Annotated in this window: 4 protein-coding genes; all 4 read left to right on the top strand. The window is 67.2% G+C overall.

Annotated features, from left to right (window positions below):
• The first annotated feature begins 10 nt into the window (after positions 1–10).
• The 4 genes from BT115_RS02840 (at position 11) to BT115_RS02825 (ending at position 16318) form a co-directional block, all read left to right on the top strand.
• Complete coding sequence (locus BT115_RS02840) at positions 11–3484, top strand: hybrid sensor histidine kinase/response regulator (protein ID WP_143144443.1); 3474 nt, start codon at positions 11–13, stop codon at positions 3482–3484.
• Between the two features lie 333 nt (positions 3485–3817).
• Positions 3818–13552, top strand: a complete 9735-nt coding sequence (locus tag BT115_RS02835; RefSeq protein WP_083527274.1) for a cadherin-like domain-containing protein — start codon at positions 3818–3820, stop codon at positions 13550–13552.
• A gap of 73 nt (positions 13553–13625) precedes the next feature.
• A complete protein-coding gene (locus BT115_RS02830) occupies positions 13626–15527 on the top strand; it encodes a TolC family protein (RefSeq protein ID WP_072322221.1) in 1902 nt (633 codons plus the stop codon).
• A 26-nt stretch (positions 15528–15553) separates the two neighbouring features.
• Complete coding sequence (locus tag BT115_RS02825; protein WP_255369345.1) at positions 15554–16318, top strand: efflux RND transporter periplasmic adaptor subunit; 765 nt, start codon at positions 15554–15556, stop codon at positions 16316–16318.
• Positions 16319–16321 lie beyond the last annotated feature (3 nt).

Here is a 16321-nt window from a genome sequence, read left to right as displayed (position 1 = left end):
GCGTCACGTCGTGGCGTTCTGCTTCGGTATGCTCGTGGCCGTGGGGCAGGCGTACGCCTCCGCCGTGCAATTGCCGCTCACGTTCTACGACCAGGGCAACGGCCTCACCAGCCTCTCGGTGGTGCGCCTGTTCGAGGATCACGAAGGCTTTCTCTGGGTGGGTACCGAGAAAGGTCTCTACCGCTTCGATGGCCTCGGCTTCAATGCGATCGGGCATAACCGCGGCTTCCAGACGTCAGAAGTCGTCGGGTTGGCGGAGGACGCGGGCGATCACCTGTGGGTAGCATCGCGTGCCGGACTGCAACGGCGCGGCGACGATGGCAACTTCACCTGGGTGGCGCCGGGCGGCAAGACCTTGTTCGCGGATCGCGGCCAGTCGCTGGCCGCCGACGATCGCGGCGGGATGCTGGTCGTCAGCGGTCATCAGCCTTGGCGTCTCGCCCAGGACGATGCAGGGCGCTGGACGTCCGCGCCACTTCTGCAAGGCACGGCGGCCGAAGGCATCGGCGACGTCACGGCAGTGCTCCATCGCAGCGGCACGACCTGGTTCGGTTGCGGGGGTGCGTTGTGCCGCCTGCGCAATGGCGTGCTTGCCCGTTTCGGTACCGACCGCGGCGTACCGGCCGACAAATGGGTCGGTTTGCTGGCCTCGCGCGACGGCAGCCTGTGGGCGCGCGGCATCCGCCATGTGATTCGCCTTGCCCCTGGTGCGTCCGCCTTCACCACGCATGACATTCCCGGTGGCCATACCGAAGTCGCCGCCTCCAGCATCGATATCGTCGAGGACCGCGCGGGCCGCATCCTCACCCGCACCGACGTGGGTGTGGCGCGCTGGGACGGCGCGAAGTGGGAGTTGTTCGATCCTGGCAACGGCTTGCCGGGCGTGGGCATCTCATCGATGGTGGCCGATCAGGACGGCATGGTCTGGATGGGTACCTACGGACGCGGCCTCGTCTACTGGAGCAGTGCCGACGCGGTGGAAAACTGGACGTCCGCCCAGGGCCTGAGCGGCAGCCTCATCTGGTCCATTGCGCGTGGCGACGCACACACCGTATGGCTCGCCGGGGAATCCGGCGGCGAAGTGATCGTGCCGGCCGAAGCCCGCGCGCATCGTTGGCCGCTGTCCGTGCCTCCGCCGAACCAGGCGCATGCCGTCATCGCCGACGGCAAGGGCGGGATCTGGTACTTCCTCTTCGACGGCCGCGTGCTCCGCTACGACACGTCCGCCGGCACCACGACCAATGTGACCGCGCTACCGTACCTCGTGCGCGGCGCGCATCTCGATCGCGACGGGCATTTCTGGGCCTACACCCTGGGCGGTCTCTACGAAATCGACCCGGTTGGGGCGCGCGCCACGTCCGCGGCACCCGGATTGATTCCCTCCACGATGTGTTCCGACATGGCCGAGGATGCGGACGGCCGGCTGTGGGTCGGCTGCAGTTCGGGGCTGTACCGGCATAACGCCAAGGGCTGGTCGCGGGTGCGCGTCATGCCGACCGAATCGTCGGGCGGCTACGAAAATGTGGCCGTCACGCCCGACGGGCGGCTGTGGCTGAGTTCGTTGCAGCCGGGCCTGTTCGTCGGCCACGTTACCGATGCCGACGCAGTGACCGTGGCACCGGTGAACGATCCGCTGCTTGCCGACACGCGCTTCTATTTCCTGCGTACCGACCGGCGCGGTCGTCTTTGGGCGGGCGGCGGCAACGGCGTAGACGTGGCCGATGGGAACACCTGGACGCGCCTGTCGATGCGCGACGGTCTGCTTTGGGACGAGACCAATCACGGCGCGTTCCTTGCCGACGATGACGGCACGGTGTGGATCGGCGCGCCGGTGGGCTTGACCCACGTGCTCGACCCCGACCAACTTCTCGCACCTCGTCACATCCGTCCCTTGCTGCTCTCGGCCCATTACGGCGAAAGCGAAGTCGCTGCGGCGTCGCCCACGCTGCCGTTCAAGGAAACCGCGCCACTGGTCCTGCGCTTCGGCGTGCTCGGCAACAGTGCGGGTCATCCCGTGCGTTTTCGTTATCGCCTTCCGGGCCTGGACGAGGACTGGGTCGATACCGCGCAGCGCGAGGTCCGCTACGCGTCGTTGCCGCCGGGGCAGTATCGCTTCGAGTTGACTGCCATCGACGTCAACCGGCGCACGTCGTCCGAACCGGTCACGCTCGACTTCACCGTGGCACCGCCGTGGTGGCAGACGCCGTGGGCATACGCGATCGAGGTGCTCCTGCTCATCGCGCTCATCGCGCTGGCGTGGCGCTGGCGCACTCGCCGGCTGATCGCGCACGCCCAGCGGCTGGAAGGCATCGTGCAGGAACGCACCGCCGAACTCCGCCAGTCGTTGCAGGCCAGACGCATGCTCCTGGCCCACGTAGGCCACGACCTGCGCGCACCGCTGGGCGCGATCATGAATGCGGTACGCCAGTGGCGCGCCGGCAACACCCGCCGCGACTATCCGCAGATCATCGAGCGCCACGTGCGCCAACAGGTGGATCTGATCGACGACCTGCTGGAATTCTCTCGCGGTGAACTGACCGGCTTGCGTCTGGAGCCGGTACCCGGTTACCTGCACGGGTTCCTGCACGACGTGGCGGAGCAGGCCGTGCTTCTGGTGGAACGGCACGGCAACCGCTTCGCATGCCATTTCGACGAGCACTTGCCGCCGGTGGTCAGCGCTGACTTCCGTCGCCTGCGTCAGGTGCTTCTGAACCTGCTGGGCAATGCGGCGAAGTTCACCCACGACGGTGCCGTGGCGTTTCGTGCCGATGCGGTACCCGAGCGCGGAGGATGCGTGCGTCTCGTGTTCACCGTGGAAGACGACGGCATCGGCTTCGATCCCGCCGCCCTGGAATCGCTGCAACAGCCGTTCGCCCGCGGTGACAACGCGAACCAGCACGAAGGGAGCGGGCTTGGCCTCGCCATCGTGGTCCAGTTGCTCCAGCACATGGGCACGCGCCTCGAGGCCGAGCGCCTGCCGTCCGGCGGAAGCCGCTTCAGCTTTGCCGTGGCGCTTCCGCTGGCGGACGAGGACGATCTCGAGGCCGAGCTCGAACCGGGTGGAGAGATCGACGAGCCCGACGGCGAGGGCAGGATCGTGCTGGTCGTGGAACCGCACGCGGCCCGCCGTGCGGTCGTCTGCGATCTGCTCGATGGCTATGGCTTCCAGAGCGTCGGCGTGGCAGATCCCGCGAAAGCGCTGGATGTCCTTCGGCATGAACGGGCGGACCTCGTGATCACCGAACAGCAGTTGCCGCGCGGCGACGGGTGGACACTGCTGCAGGCCCTGCGTGCCGAATCCCCGGATGTACCGGTGTTTCTCTATACGGCAACGTCGCCGCTGCGTCCTGCCGATGCGCGCTTCACCTTCGACGCGGTGCTGCTCAAACCAGCGACGGCAGCAGAGCTGGTGACCTGCGTCGTCCGCCTCATCGCGGCCGCGGCGGACGAAGAAGCGACTCCCATGCGTGATCGAATCGACTGAATCGACGTCGGACGGCCGTCGCCCGGCCTCCGCTGCAGCAAACGTCTTCGCCACAGTTCCGTTCCTTCCAAGCGCCGCAGCAGTTCGGCGCTGCGTTTTCACGTGCGCCGGATAACCGTCGCGGAGCTTTGCCCGAGCGGAAGATCGTCACGCCGCACGTGACGCAATTTCCCATGTAACCGTCTTCTCTGTATCGCCGATGAGACATAGGATCGGCCCCGCCGCTGTGACGTGGTTCACAGCATCACGCTGCCGATCCTTTCCCCGAGCGCCTCCGGCCTTCGGGCGGAGCCCGTCGGCCCATGTCATGCCCGTCCATCAGTAAGGCGCCCCATGCCAGGGACCAAGTCATCCAACCCCTTCCGTCCGCGTGCCCACCGCTATGCGCTGGAGCCCCGCCAGATGTATGACGGCGCGGCGCTCGTCGAAGCGGCCCATCACGTCGATCCCGCGCACGCAGCGCAGGACGCAGGCAAGTTCGTCAGCCCGGCCAGCGAGCAGCCTGGGCACGCAGCGCCTGCACCGACGCCACCTCCCGCACCCAGCGTGCCGCCGCCGACCGAGGTCTACATCGTCGATCAGAGCGTGGCCAACTGGCAGTCGCTGGTGTCGCAGTTGCCGAAGGGCAGCCAGATCGTGGTGCTCGATGACAAATCGTCAGGTCTGACGCAGATCGCCGACGCACTGCGCGGCGAGCACGACGTCGCCGCCATCCACATCCTCAGCCATGGTGCCAGCGACTCGATTTCGCTCGGCAGCGACACGGTCACGGCAGCGAACGTTGCGGCGTACACGAGCCAGCTGCACGACATCGGCGCATCGCTCGGTGCCAACGGCGACATTCTTCTCTACGGCTGCGATGTGTCGAGTCACGACACCGCGTTGGTCACGCAGCTTAGCCGCCTGACCCAGGCCGACATCGCATCTTCCACCGACGCCACGGGCGCGGCTGCACTCGGCGGCGACTGGGTGCTGGAAAGCAGCGTCGGCCATATCGAAACGCGCGCACTTGCGTTGAACTACGACGGCCTGCTCGCGGCGCCTACGGTCGATACGACCAGCAAGGGCATCACCGTCGCGGAACCGAGTTCCTTGAATGCAGCGGGCGCGGATCGCACCACGTTGAGCGGCTGGTCCATCGTCGACGACGCGGTGGGCGGAGACTCGATCACGGTCAAGGCCGTGGTCGGCGACACCAGCAAGGGCAGCCTCACGTCGGCCAGTGGCGGTACCGCGATCGCTGGCGGATTCACCTTCACCGGGACCCGTGCGCAGGCCAGTGCCTGGCTCAACCAGCTCACCTTCGTGGCGGCCGACGTCGAACTCGGCAACACCGCGGTACGCACCACCATCGACGTGACCGTCACCGATGCGCAGTCGCTGTCGGCCACCCGGTCGCTGGACGTCACGATCACGCCGTCGAACGATCCGGTCGCGGTACCCGATGCGGTCAAGACCGTGGCCGAAGTCGATAGCAGCGGCCACGCCAGCGTGACCGTGATCGGCACCGATACGCTCGCGGCCGTGGATGCCGAGGTCACGGCCGGCACGCAGACGCCCACGCAGATCGTCTACAGCCTCACCGCGCTGCCGCAGTACGGTTACCTCACGCTCAATGGCAACCGCCTCGGTGCCGGTTCCGTGTTCACGCAGCAGGACGTCATCGATGGACGCCTGAGTTACGTACATACGGCCACGGGTGCCGACCAGGACACCAGCGACGGCTTCGTCGCGCGGGTGAACGATGGCGCCACGCCGCTCGACAAGTCGGCCAATGTGCACGTGACGTTGAACGTGCAGCCGGTCAACCAGGCGCCGACCATCGGCGGCGAAGGCATGGTCTACGAAGGCCAGCCGCGCAACGCCGTGGATACCGGCAACGTGGGCCAGTACATCGTGGCTACCACGGGCGGCGATCCGCAGGACACCTCGCTCACCGTCACCATCACCTCGCTGCCGACGCACGGCACGCTGTTCTACAACGGCGTGGCAGTCACCGTCGGCCAGACCTTCGACTACGCCAACCGCAATCTCCTGACCTACAGCAACGACGGCGTCGATGGCATCGCGCAGGACAGCTTCGGCGTCCGCGTGAACGATCTCGGCGGCGGTACGGGCACGCCGGGCAGCGCGGACGGCACGATCACGCTCGACATCCACGCGGTCGACGACGACCCGTCGCTGGATGCCGGCAGCACGCGCACGGCCACCGTTACAGCACCGGGCAACGGTCCTGCCGGCGCCTATTCGGTCGTGCTCACGCCGGGGATGATCGGTGCGTCCGACGTCGATTCGCCGGACCAGAACCTCAGCTTCGTGACCAGCCAGGCCGGCCTCACCCACGGCTATCTGCTGCTCGACGGCGAGCAACTGAAGGACGGCGCGACGTTCACCATGGCCGACATCACCGCCGGTCGCGTGCAGTACGTGCAGACCACGGGCGCCACGGCAGGCCAGCAGGACACGTTCCACTTCCAGGTCGTGGACAACACCATGGCCCTGCGCTGGAACCCCGACGGCACCACGTTTACCCGCATCGGTGGCGACTACACCGGCGGTGCGCGGACGGACACACTGCGCGACTACACCTTCGCCATCAACCTCGCCCCGACGCCGAACGGTAATGCCGGCGGCTTCCCGATCCACGACCCGGTCACGGCCGAGAACGGTTCCACCTTCGCAGGCGTCGACCCGAGCGGCCACGCGCTGGGCGTGCTGCCGGAAGGTGGCAACATCGTCATCCACGGCACGACCACCAACGGACAGCCGACCGATTTCGCGACCATGCCCGGCTTGAGCTACACGGCGCAGGGCGTGGATCCGTCGCAGGTCGTGTACACCTTCCTCGGCTTCACCAACGACGGCGTGGCCGGTAGCGCGGGTACGCTGCAGAAGCAGGTCAACGGCACCTGGGTCGACGTCGCCACGTACGGTACGTTCACGCAGGCCGACCTCGATGCCGGGCACGTGCGCTTCCAGCACGATGGCGCAAGCGAGAACTTCCACGTCACCGCCAACTTCTCGGTCTCCGCCGGGTTGCTCACCGTGCAGAACGGGCAGGCCGTAGCCGATAGCTGGACGCCGTCGTTCGACATTTACGTGACGCCGGAAAACGATGCGCCGGTCGTCACTGGGTCGTCGAGCACGGTCATCAACGAAGGTGAGATTGCGTACATCACCAAGGGCCAGCTCGGCATCATCGATCCCGACGACGCTACGAGCCAGGGGTATCTCGAAGGCTCGCCGACGCTTGCGGGTGGCGGCAACAACTACGCGTACAACAACGACGCCACCGGCGCGAATGCGCTCAAATTCCTCATCACCAGCCTGCCGCCGGGCGGCACGCTGCAGTACTCGACCGATGGCGGCGCGCATTGGCAGGACGTGACGGTCAACACGCTGCTCGACGCGTCGATCGTCACCGGCAGCGCCGGCACCACGGGCCTGCGCTTCGTCAGCAACGGTTCCGAGGTCCGCAGTGCCAGCTTCACGGTCGAGGCACAGGATCGCTGGGGCCAGCGTTCGGCCACGGACGGCACGGTGACCATCCAGATCACCAACGTCAACGATGCGCCGCAGATTGCCAAGGATCCGACCCAGGCCGATCCGGGCGTGCCGTCGGATTCGCCGAACAACATCGGCGGTAACCCGGTCAACGAGCCGCTCACGGTACCCGAGGGTGGCTACGCGCAGATCACCACCGGCATGCTCCAGGCCTACGATCCCGACAGTTCGGCCGAGCAGGTGCAGTACACGATCACCAGTGCGCCTGCGCACGGCAACATCGCCTATTCGACCGATGGCGGCGCCACCTTCCACATTCTCGGCAAGGGCTCGTCGTTCACGCAGGCCGATGTCGCCGCAGGCCGGATCTACTATCTCAACGACGGCACGGAAGCGACAGGCGTGTCGTATCCGTCCACGCCGGATGACCGCTTCGGCTTCACGCTTTCCGACGGCGACAAGGAACAGACGGGCAACGAGTTCTGGATCTACACCGATCCGACCAACGACGCGCCGGTCGTGACCGCGCCCACCGGGCCGATCGATCTCGGTGGCGTCGATGCGCAGCACAACCCGGTACCGGGCTTCAGCGTGGCCGATCCCGACCTCACGGCGGGTGTCGGCGGCGGGGAGGCCGACTTCGTGCAGGTCACGGTGCGTTTGCTCAACCCGAACGGCACGGCCTTCACCGCAGCCGACTACGCCGCCGATGGTGTCTCGATTGGCGTCGCCACCGGCGGTGGCGTGGTCGTGGACGGCGACAAGGACGGCAACGGCGACTTCCTCGTGCTGCGCGGTACGCGTGCGCAGGTCAACGCCGCGCTCGCCGGCCTCACGGTCAACTTCGCAGGCGATCGCGACGCGACCTACCAGGTGCAGGTCATCGCAGACGATCGCCTGCGCGATGCCAACGGCGATCTCACCAGCGGCGCCAACGGCGGCAGCGTCAATCAGTCGGCCACGCCGGGCACCGGCACGGGAACGAGCACGCGCCCCGTCGATACCACCAATTACGACTGGTACAGCGCTGCCGTGCCGGCCAACACCGGCAACCTCGCTGCAGCGGCCGTCGTAGTGCGTGCATCCAGCGTCAACGAGCCGGGCACACTGACCGGTCCCAGCAGCGGCACCGTCTACGAAGACCAGGCGACCTACATCGGCGGCGGCTTCGTGGTTGCCGATCCGGAATCGGCGGCGTTCGACACGCCGGTGACGGTCACGCTCACCGTGCCCAGCGGCGTGCTGGGCATCGGGGGCAACGGCGCGCAGACGAGCGCCATCGCAAGTGCTGCGGGCAGCCGCGCGGTGACCATCACGGGCGACAACACCGGCACCCTCGTTCTTACGGGCCGCGCCAGCGATATCCAGGCGTTGCTCAACGACGCCAGCAAGGGCCTGACCTACCAGAGCGCTGCCAACGTCAATCACGACCTCAACGGTGCGGCGGCGGGCGACGTCACGCTCACGCTGCACTTCGACGACGCGGGATCGCGGATCGGTGACGACACCGGCGCCGGCAGCGTCGCGAACAATCCGCCCGACATCCAGGTCGCGCTCGACATCGTCGCGGTCAACGATGCACCGACGGTCAGCGCCGGTGCGGGCACCATTTATCTCAACGGCAACACGGCCGTGGGCGGATTCGTGGTGGGCGACGTCGACTACACAGACGGCGGCGGCATCACCACGGGCGAGCAGGACTTCATGCAGGTGACGGTACGCGTCACCGACGCCAACGGCGTCCCGTTGTCGCAGGCCGCCTACGCCAACATCGTGCTCGGTTCGAGCAACAGCGGCACGGCCGGCGCGGCGATCGACGGCACCTACGACGGTACCGACGCCGCGCTGGTGATCCGAGGCACGCGAGCGCAGGTCAATGCGTATCTCGCAGGCCTGGAGGTGTCCATCGGCGGCTCGCTGGCGAACGCAGACCAGTCGTATCGCGTGCAAGTGATCGCCGACGACCGCCTGCGGGACGCCAACGGCAACCTCGACGGTTCGGGCGCGGCGAACGGCGGTCAGAACGCGAAGGCAGGTGGTGGCACGCAGGTCGTGCCGACCGCCGCCATCGATCCGTACGCGGCCGTGCCTGGCGGTCTCACGCAGGACGTCGCCTCGGCCTATCGCGTGGTGTTCCCGTCCTCGGTGAACAACCCCACCGCGATCGGCGTTACCGCGCCGAACGCTGCCGATGAAGGGGCAGCCGGCATCTACACCCTGAGCCACGTCACTCTCGCCGATCCGGATGCCGGCACCGCGCCGATTACCGCGACGGTGACCTTGCCGACGGGCTTTGGCGTGCACGACGTCAACGGCGTTGCGGGTACGTCCGGTACGTTCGGCGGCGCCGCGTACACCGTTGGCGCAGACGGGCAGGGCCGTACCACGATCACCATCACCGGTACGGTCGGTCAGGTCGAAGCCACCATCAATGCAATCGGTGTGCAGCTTCCGAGCGCCGAAGTGGGCGACAACAACGCGTACTGGAACGGCACGTTCCAGGTGCAGGTCGCCGTCAACGACAACGGCAACCATGGCGGTCGCCCGGATCGTCCGACGCTCGACACCGACGGCACGGACAATGCCAGTGCCGATCCGAGCACCGTGGGCGACCACTACGGTTACGCCGATGGCGACGGCGGCACCTCGAATGCGCTCGTCACCACACGCGTGTTCGACGTCACCATCAGCAGCCGCACGCAGGTGAACGAAGCTGGCTTGGCCGATGCCAGCGGCAGCCAGGGCGTGGACGGCACGGCGACGCTTGCGCTGTTCAACAACGTCGACAGCGTGACGATCGGCAATCCGGCGGATGGCGCCGGACACGCGATCACGCTGACACTCGCGCAACTGAACGACCTGGCCAACGTGCCGGTCGCCCAGCGCACGATCGTCACCGACCACGGCACCCTCGTCGTTACCGGTTACCTGCCGGGCTCGGACGATGCGCATGGCACGCTGGTTTACCACTACAGCCTCACCGGCCCCGTCAACCAGCCGGGTGCGACCGGCAGCAGCGAGACCATCGCCATCGCCACCCGCGACAGCGAAGGCTTCACCGACAGCGGCAGCATCACGGTGAACATCGCCGACGACGTGCCGGTGGCGCACGCCGATACGGGCGACGTGAACGAGGATGGCGCGGCGCTGTCGGGCAACGTGGTCAGCGGCGACGCCGGTGGCGGCCAGGCCGACCATGTCGGCGCCGACGTGACCGCGACGCCGGTGTCCGGCGTCGTCGCCGGCACGGCTGGCGGTCCGGTCAACGGCAACGTGGGCGCAGGCGTGACGGGTCAGTACGGCACCTTGACGCTGAACGCCGACGGCAGCTACGGCTATCTGCTCGACAACGGCAACAAGATCGTGAATGCGCTTAAGGACGGCGAGACGCTTACGGACGTCTACACCTACACGATCACCGATGCCGACGGCGATACCAGCACAACCACGCTCACCATCACCATTCACGGCCACACCGATGGCGCGCCCGCCATCACGCCGCACGATGGCAACGGTCCGGGCAACAGCACCGAATCCACCGGTCATACCACCGTGTGGGAATCCGGCCTGACGCCGGACGGTCCGCTCGGTCACGATCACGTATCGACCGATTCCATCGACATCTCTGCGCCCGACGGGCTGGTGAGCATTGTCGTGGGCGGCACGACGCTCACGACCGCGCAGTTGAACGCGTTGAGCAGCGGGTCGCCGGTCGTCATCACGACGCCGAACGGAACACTGTCGCTCACCGGGTTCACGCCCAGTGGGTTCGTCGGCGGCGTGCCGACGGGTGGCACGCTCACCTACACGTATACCCTCACGGCATCCGTCGATCAGGCCGGCGCGGATCACAGCACCGACACGATCGCACTGTCCGTCACCGATGCCGGCGGCTCGACCGCCAACGGCGCGCTGGTCGTGGACATCGTGAACGACACGCCGACCGCACGCGCCGACCAGGCCGACGTCAACGAAGACGGCGCGGCGATCGGTGGCAACGTGGTCACGGGCGGCACGGCGGGACTCGTGGCCGACCGCGTAGGTGCGGACGGTACGGCAACGCCTGTCTCTGGCGTCGCGGCCGGAACGGCGGGTGGTCCGGTGACGGGCAACGTGGGCGATCGCATCGAGGGTCAGTACGGCACGCTCACGCTGAACGCCGATGGCAGCTACGGTTACGTGCTGGACAACGACAATCCGACCGTCAATGCGCTGCGCGACGGTCAGACGATCACGGATGTCTATACGTACACGATCACGGATGCGGACGGCGACACCAGCACCACGACGCTGACCATCACCATTCACGGCCACACCGATGGCGGCCCATCCATCCTGCCGGTGGATGGCAATGCCGCCGCCGTCGGTCATGCGACCGTGGCAGAGTCGGGTCTCGTGGATCACGACGGTTCGCAGGTCACCACCGGCATGATCGACCTCACTGCCGACGATGGCCTCGCCAGCGTCACGATCGGCGGCACCACGGTCACGGCGGCGCAGCTCGCAGCGCTGAGCAGCGGCTCCACGGTAAGCATCGTGACGCCGCAGGGCACGCTCGTGCTCACGGGCTTCCAGCCCAGCAGCAGCGTCGGCGGCGTGCCGACGGCGGGCACACTCAGCTATACGTACACGCTTGACCACGCGGTGGACCAGCCGGGCAGCACGGGCAGTGTGGACCCGATCGCGCTCACCATCACCGATGCCGGTGGCGGCCATGCGAACGGCACGCTTGTGGTCGACATCGTGGACGACGTGCCCACCGCGCACGACGATGCCAACAGCATCAAGGAAAACGATGCGACGGTCTCGGGCTCGGTGCTGGTCAACGACCGCGTCGGTGCCGATGCCACGCCGACGCCGGTCTCCGGCGTCGGCTTCGGCGGCGCAAACGGCACCGTCGGCTCGCCACTGGACGGTAAGTACGGGGCGCTCACGCTGAATGCCGACGGCAGCTACAGCTATGCGCTCAACAACGACAACCCGACCGTCAATGCGTTGAAGGACGGCGAGTCGCTCACCGAGACCTATACCTACGTCATCACCGACGCCGATGGCGACAGCGCCACTGCCACGCTCACCATCACCATCCACGGCACGACGGACGGGCAGCCGACGATCGTTCCCGATGGCGACGGCAGCGTCGGCGGCGGCGATCACGTGGCGGAACCGGGTCTCGTGGACGGCGGCGGCAGCGATACGACGAAGGGCCATATCGATCTGGGTGCGCTCGACGGCCTCGCCAACGTCACCGTAGGCGGCACGACGCTCACGGCGGAACAGCTCGCCTCGATAAACCCCGAGCAGCCGACCACGATCCGCACGCCGGACGGCACGCTGATGCTCACCGGCTTCACACCGACGACGATGGTGAACGGCGTACCGACAGCGGGCCGCCTCGACTACACCTATACGCTCGACCATGCGGTACAGCAGAACGCTCCCATCACGCACGACGTGATCGCGCTCAGCATCACCGACGTCACCGGCGTCGAGTCCACCGGGCAACTGGTGGTCGCCATTGCCAACGACGTGCCCACCGCCCACGACGACAGCGCCACCATCGTCCAGGACGCAGGGCAGACGAGTGCGGGTGGCAACGTGTTCACCGGCAGCGGTGCCAATCACGACGGTGCGGACCGCATCGGCGCGGATGGTCCCGCCGTGGGAGGGCCGTTAACCGCCGTGGTCTCATCGAACACGGGGCAGCAAGGCGTCGTTGGCGGCGGCAGCCGCGGCGAGTACGGCACCCTGGTGCTCAACGCCGACGGCAGCTATAGCTACCAGCTCGACAAGAGCAACCCGAAGGTCAGCTCGCTCGATGCGAGCCGTACGCTGACCGAGGTGTTCGTCTACACGATCACCGATGCCGACGGCGACGCCAGCGAGGCACGCCTGACCATCACCATCCATGGCACCACGCCACCGATGCAGGCTCGCTGGGGCGATCAGATCTTCCCGATCGCGTACGAGCACACCTCGCGGGACATCCGCCAGGGCTATGTGCCCGGACTGTTCGTGCTTCCGGAAGTCAGCGCGTCGCAGAGCGACACGTTGCGCTGGCAGAACCAGTGGGTGAGCGGACGCGGCGATGCCACCGCAGCGACGGATGCCATTGCACAGGATCCATCCAATACGCAGTTCGTGCTGCGCGACGGCGTGGCGTTCTCGCGTCAGCTTCTGGTCGAGGCGCATGCGCGTGCTCGCATCGCGCTCAACGACTTCGGTCTGGCATCGAGCCCGCTGTGGGACGATTTCTCGCCGTTCGCGCCGAGCCGCATCGCCGAGCGGGAAGCCTACGGGCGGTCCGCACCGGAACGCGCGCACGTCCCGGCTGGCCACGCCCACGAACGCGACCACGAAACGACGCCGCCGACGCAGGGCAGGGAGCCCGCCAAACACGTGTCGCATCCGGTGCCCGCTGAGGTCGCCGTCGTGACGCAGGTGCCGCCTCCGGCATCCACGCCGACCGGTGCGCCGTCGTTCACTGCACAGATCGCGGCGATGGCAAAGGCCGGCGCCGTACCGTTCACTTCCGCGCCCGCTACTACGCAGCCACGCCATTAATCGCGTGCCGGCGATGCGATCCATCGCCGGCCCCGCTCACAAGGACCGACTCTCCATGCTCCAGCATCACGCCATGAAGACCACTTCGACGACCCCCGCGCTGCGTCGCGCACCGCTGGTCGCCTCGCTCGCCATCGCCGTGTTTCTTACCGGCTGCGGTGCCGTCAAGCCCAAGCCGCTGACTCACGATGAAATCGCCACGCGGGTCAAGAACGACCAGCAGGCCATGTACAAGGGCCAGGAGGCGGTGACGGCGCCGCTGACGCTGTCCGACGTCATGGCACGGTCGCTCAAGTACAACCTCGACTATCGCCTCAAACTGATGGAAACCGCGCTGTCGCGCGGCCTGCTCGACGTCTCCGAACTGGACATGCTGCCGAAGTTGATGACCGACGCCGGTTACCGTTGGCGCAGCAACGATTCGGGCGGTACCAGCATCGGTATTCAGGACCGCGTCGTCAGCCTGCGTCCCTCGACCTCCGAGGAGCGCGTGCACTACCTCGCCGACGCCACGCTGTCGTGGGACGTGCTCGACTTCGGCCTCAGCTACTACCGTGCGAAGCAGCAGGCGGACGACGTCAACACCACCGACGAACGCCGTCGCAAGGTGCTGCAGAACATCGTGCAGGACGTGCGCGATGCCTACTGGCGCGCTCTCGGCGCGCAGCGCCTGCTCGGTGAGACCCAAGCGTTGGCCGACAACATCCAGGCTGCGCTGGAAAAGACCCGCCAGGCCGAGCGCGCTGGCGTGCTGCCTCCCGTGGAAGGCCTCGAATACCAGCGCGCGCTGCTCGACGCGATGACCCTGGTGAACGAGAAGCGTCAGGAAATGGAATTCGCCAAGCGCGAACTCGCCGCCCTGATGAGCCTGCCGCCGGGTACCGACTTCACGCTGGCCGACGCCACCGAGACGAACCTCTCGCAGGTGCCGGGCAATCTCGACCAGCTCGAGCAGATGGCGCTGGAACAGCGTCCGGAGCTGCGCGAGGAAGACTACAAGACGCGCATCGACGCCATCGAGACGAAGAAGCAGATCGCCGCGCTGTTCCCGAACCTCAATCTGTTCGGTGGCGTGGGGTACGACTCGAACAAGTACCTGTACAACGAGAACTGGGCGCAGGGCGGCGTGAGCATGTCCATGAACCTGTTCCGCCTCGCGGGCATTCCGGCGATCAAGCGCACCAACAAGGCGCGCATGGAAGTGGACGACGCGCGTCGCATGGCGCTCAGCATGGCGATCCTGACCCAGGTGCGCGTCTCGGTGGAGCGCTACAAGCTGGCGGTCTACGACCACCAATTGGCCCAGGAATCCGCGCAGGTGGACCAGCGTCTCGCCAGCGTGGCTCGCGCCGGTTCCAGCAACCAGCTCACCAGCGAACTGGAAACGCTGCGCACGCAGGCTCGCTCGATGGTCTCGCGCTTCCAGGAAGCGTCGTCGTACGCCGCCGCGCAGTCGGCCTATGGCCGCGTGCTGAACTCGGTGGGCATCGACCTGATGCCGGAACAGGTGGCCGGCAGTGACGTGCCCGCGCTTTCCCGCGCCATCCAGACCAGCCTGCTCGATGGGGAAAAGCAGGTGTTCCCGCAGCTTGCCGATGCCGTGAGCGTGGATCGTCCGATCCAGTTGAGCGTGTCCGGTCTGCCGCCGCGCGTCGATGGCGATGCCGTGCGCAGCGCCGTTGGCAAGGTGATGACCAGCAACCGTCTCGCGCTTGGCAGCGGTGACGACAGCCTGTCCGTCGATCTGCGCTACAGCGCCACGCCGGGCAAGGCCGCCATTCGCGCGCAGTGGGATGTGACCGTGCAGGATCGCGCCGGTAAGCGGCTGCTGACGCAGAGCTACCGCAGCTTCATGCCCAACGAGATCACCACGCGCTCCGTCACGGCACTGGCCGAAGCGGCCGCGCTCTCGGTCATGGGTGACGTGCGTCGCCTGGCGACAGCACCCGAGACGGCCTCCGCCGCCGCGCAATGAACGGCAAGACGACGAAACGAAAGATCATGAAGAAGACGATGTGGTTCGGTGGCTTGCTCGCGTTGGGGCTCGCCGGCATGGCGTCGGCGCAGGGGCAGTCGTCCCCTGCGGCCGGCGCGCAGGCGCCGGTGCGTTTCCTCGTGGTGGCCGACAAGGAAAGCCCGCTGTCGGCCGCGTCGCCGGGCCGCGTCGCGCGCGTCTACGTCCAACTCGGCGACAGCGTCGCCAAGGGCAAGACCATGGTGGCGCTGGATTGCAGCGACCTCGACGCACGCCGCGCTGCTGCCGATGCGGAATACAAGGCTGCGGAGCTTCGCTACGAAGCGAAGGCGAAGCTGCAGGGTCTCGACTCGGCCGCGGCGCTGGAAGTGGAACTGACTGCCGCGGACGTCAACCGCACGCGCAGTCAGTTGCGCATCTTCGACGCGCAGTTGGCGCAGTGCCGCTTCGTTGCGCCGTTCGACGGTCGCGTGGCGCGCATCCACGTGAAGGAAGGCCAAGGCGTGGCCGCGGGCGCACCGGTCGTCGACCTGGTGGGTACGGGCACCCCCAAGGCGCGGCTCAACGTGCCGTCGAACTGGATCGGCTGGCTCAAGCCCGGCGCGCATCTGGACGCAAGCATCGACGAGACCGGTGGCCACTACCAGCTCACGGTGACTCGTCTGAGCGGTCGTGTGGATGCAGTCAGTCAGACGATCGAGATCGAAGCCGAGTTTCAGGGCGATACGGCCAACGTGCTGCCGGGCATGAGCGGGCGCGCGACGCCAGCCAAGACCAGCGGGCAGGGCTGAACC

The sequence above is a fragment of the Luteibacter sp. UNCMF366Tsu5.1 genome (assembly GCF_900119235.1).
GTDB classification, from domain to species: Bacteria; Pseudomonadota; Gammaproteobacteria; order Xanthomonadales; family Rhodanobacteraceae; genus Luteibacter; species Luteibacter flocculans.
This window is presented reverse-complemented; position numbering and strand designations above follow the sequence as displayed.

What these genes read in the sequence shown, in the direction of transcription:
- BT115_RS02830 (WP_072322221.1), top strand. Translation starts at nt 13,626, where the DNA reads ATGAAGACCACTTCGACGACCCCCGCGCTGCGTCGCGCACCGCTGGTC.
- BT115_RS02825 (WP_255369345.1), top strand. Translation starts at nt 15,554, where the DNA reads ATGAAGAAGACGATGTGGTTCGGTGGCTTGCTCGCGTTGGGGCTCGCC.
- BT115_RS02835 (WP_083527274.1), top strand. Translation starts at nt 3,818, where the DNA reads ATGCCAGGGACCAAGTCATCCAACCCCTTCCGTCCGCGTGCCCACCGC.